Source organism: Streptococcus sp. HMSC36C04, assembly GCF_001839535.1.
GTDB lineage: Bacteria > Bacillota > Bacilli > Lactobacillales > Streptococcaceae > Streptococcus > Streptococcus hominis.
The window spans coordinates 1-2,398 of record NZ_KV841605.1; the positions used below are offsets into that span (position 1 = coordinate 1).

At 37.9% G+C, this 2,398-nt stretch carries 3 protein-coding genes and 5 tRNA genes; 5 read left to right on the forward strand and 3 right to left on the reverse strand.

From position 1 onward, the window contains the following. The first annotated feature begins 49 nt into the window (after positions 1–49). The 5 genes from HMPREF3249_RS07795 (at position 50) to HMPREF3249_RS07815 (ending at position 474) form a co-directional block, all read left to right on the forward strand. Positions 50–130, forward strand: a tRNA-Tyr gene (locus HMPREF3249_RS07795). A gap of 7 nt (positions 131–137) precedes the next feature. After that, a tRNA-Trp gene (locus HMPREF3249_RS07800) sits at positions 138–208 on the forward strand. A gap of 15 nt (positions 209–223) precedes the next feature. Then, positions 224–296, forward strand: a tRNA-His gene (locus tag HMPREF3249_RS07805). Between the two features lie 13 nt (positions 297–309). After that, positions 310–381 (forward strand) — tRNA-Gln (locus HMPREF3249_RS07810). Between the two features lie 9 nt (positions 382–390). Continuing rightward, positions 391–474, forward strand: a tRNA-Leu gene (locus tag HMPREF3249_RS07815). A gap of 80 nt (positions 475–554) precedes the next feature. On the opposite strand, the gene HMPREF3249_RS07820 is transcribed toward HMPREF3249_RS07815, so the two are convergent. The 3 genes from HMPREF3249_RS07820 to HMPREF3249_RS07830 all read right to left on the reverse strand — a co-directional run. Continuing rightward, positions 555–1,709, reverse strand: a complete 1,155-nt coding sequence (locus tag HMPREF3249_RS07820) for a tyrosine-type recombinase/integrase (RefSeq protein ID WP_059221307.1) — start codon at positions 1,707–1,709, stop codon at positions 555–557. Between the two features lie 12 nt (positions 1,710–1,721). Beyond that, a complete protein-coding gene (locus tag HMPREF3249_RS07825) occupies positions 1,722–1,907 on the reverse strand; it encodes a DUF3173 domain-containing protein (RefSeq protein ID WP_059221306.1) in 186 nt (61 codons plus the stop codon). A 22-nt stretch (positions 1,908–1,929) separates the two neighbouring features. Then, on the reverse strand, positions 1,930–2,398 hold a 469-nt coding region (locus tag HMPREF3249_RS07830), incomplete at its 5' end, for a CHAP domain-containing protein (protein ID WP_142350235.1).

Genomic DNA, 2,398 nt, shown 5'->3' on the forward strand with positions numbered 1-2,398 from the left:
CATGTGTCGGCGGTTCGATTCCGTCTCGCGCCATATTAGTTTAATATCAGGAAGGGTAGCGAAGAGGCTAAACGCGGCGGACTGTAAATCCGCTCCTTCGGGTTCGGGGGTTCGAATCCCTCCCCTTCCATACCTTTACGGGCATAGTTTAAAGGTAGAACTAAGGTCTCCAAAACCTTCAGTGTGGGTTCAATTCCTACTGCCCGTGTTTATTGTGAATATGGCGGGTGTGGTGAAGTGGTTAACACACCAGATTGTGGCTCTGGCATGCGTGGGTTCGATCCCCATCACTCGCCTATTTTATATTATTGGGGTATAGCCAAGCGGTAAGGCAAGGGACTTTGACTCCCTCATGCGTTGGTTCGAATCCAGCTACCCCAGTTTAACTTTGCCGGCGTGGCGGAATTGGCAGACGCGCTGGACTCAAAATCCAGTGTCCGCAAGGACGTGCCGGTTCGACCCCGGCCGCCGGTATAGTACTAGCCCAGTAGAAATCTTATTCTACTGGGCTTTTTTTGATGTTTTTCTTTATCGTACCCCAAATTGTACCCCAATTATAGTCTATCCATGATAGATTCTACCTCTTTGAACTCTTTATCAATTCTTTCTGTCATAGTATGACCATATACCTTTATCAACATTTGGATATTTTTGTGACCTAGTATTTTTGCAACTACTCCCATGTCAACATTATTGTGTAATAGATATGAGCCGTAGGTATGACGTAACCCTTTTGTGGTTATCACTGGCTGAATATTTAGTTCATTTAAAATATTTTTAAGGGCTTTATTTGCTGTGGCAACAGATGGTATATCATGCTCTAATCCATAATGGAAAAAGAGAAACTTCTCTTTATTTGTTCGCTCTAGAATTGCATTGACATGAATTTGTTCTTTTCTTAACTCCGTTATAATCTCAATAGTTTTGTTATCTATTGGTACTGCTCGTATGGAGGTATCATTTTTTGCTTTTGTCCACCCCCATGTTGTAGTGTTATATCTTCTATGTGTGTATAAATAATGGTCTTCTAACTTTGTATCATCATCAGTTATACCAATTGCTTCTCCATACCTCATGCCTGTTTTAGCTACGATATATAGAACATGATATATAACTGTTGTCTCATAGTCTAATTTTTTTTCCAGATAGTTTACTAGTCTATGATAATCCTCAACACTATGAATATATTTTTCCTCGTTTTTTTGAGCTTCCTTTCCTGCAAAGAGTTCTACGTTACTTGTAAAATCATCAAGAACTATTTTATCTGATTGAGCTAATTGTATAGTTTTCCTAATTGTTGAATTGATTCTACTTAAGTAATCATATCCCACAGTCTCTCCATAGATATTCATAATTCTTTGATATTCTATCGATTTTATATCAACTATTGCTCTATCTCCAAACAATTTTTTTATTGTTTTTCCATAAGTCTGGTAATTTTTCTTTGTAACTTTTGATAACTTCTTCTTAGGTCTAATTTTCAAGTCATACCAAGTCTGATACCAGTCATAAAGAGAGGTATACCTGTCTAAAGTATACCCTTGTCTTAGTTTTTGCTGAACTTCTAGAGCAGCGTTTTCGGCTTCTCTCTTTGTTTTAAATCCTGATTGATGTTCAACTGTTTTTCCTTCGTTATCTCTTATTTCAAATAAAAATAGTCCTGTTTTTTTATTTTTCCTAACTCGCGGATTAAATTGGGGAATATACATAAAATCTCCTTCTTAAAACTTTACATGCAAAATTTCTTCCACAGTACTAATAGGAACAGCTCCTAAACGTTTATTGCTATAGAAATGAAAACCTTGATTTACAAGTAATATTTTAGCTTCATGAATTACTTTCCTTGCTGTTCCTTCTTTTAAGCCCTGCTTCATAAGGTCATTTTTTGTAATAAGTTGTTTTTCCATTTTTCATTTTCCTTTTCTATTTTTACTTTCCAATCACATATGTAAATTGGCTCGCTGTTGCTTTATCAAATGTACGATAAGAAACAACTCCAAGTCCTTTAGCGTTTGCTTCTGAAATGAGAATAGAACCATCTGATTTGACCTGCTCCACAAATGCAATATGCCCATAAGTTGGGTCTGCGCCAGCTTGCTCAGGAGAGAAGCTAAGAGCACTATGTTCAGTTGGTGTATGTGTGGTTTGGTAGCCTGCTTTCTGCTTCCAATCCCCACCATTGCCCATATAAGGGTCAAAGTTAACGCCTACCTCTTTGGCTCGATTATAGACAAACCACGTACATTGTCCCCAAGGATAAGTTGCAGAAGTATAGTTAGAAGTGTTGATTGCCTTTGTAAGGCTATATCCAGCAGGCACTCCATCAGAAGTTACGCCTCCACCGTATCGTGTTTTGGCATTAGTTGTATCACCTGTTAAAGTGTCTTTGAAGAGGTTA

Coding starts and splice junctions, on each gene's coding strand:
- HMPREF3249_RS07820 (WP_059221307.1), bottom strand. CDS start 1,709: ATGTATATTCCCCAATTTAATCCGCGAGTTAGGAAAAATAAAAAAACA.
- HMPREF3249_RS07825 (WP_059221306.1), bottom strand. CDS start 1,907: ATGGAAAAACAACTTATTACAAAAAATGACCTTATGAAGCAGGGCTTA.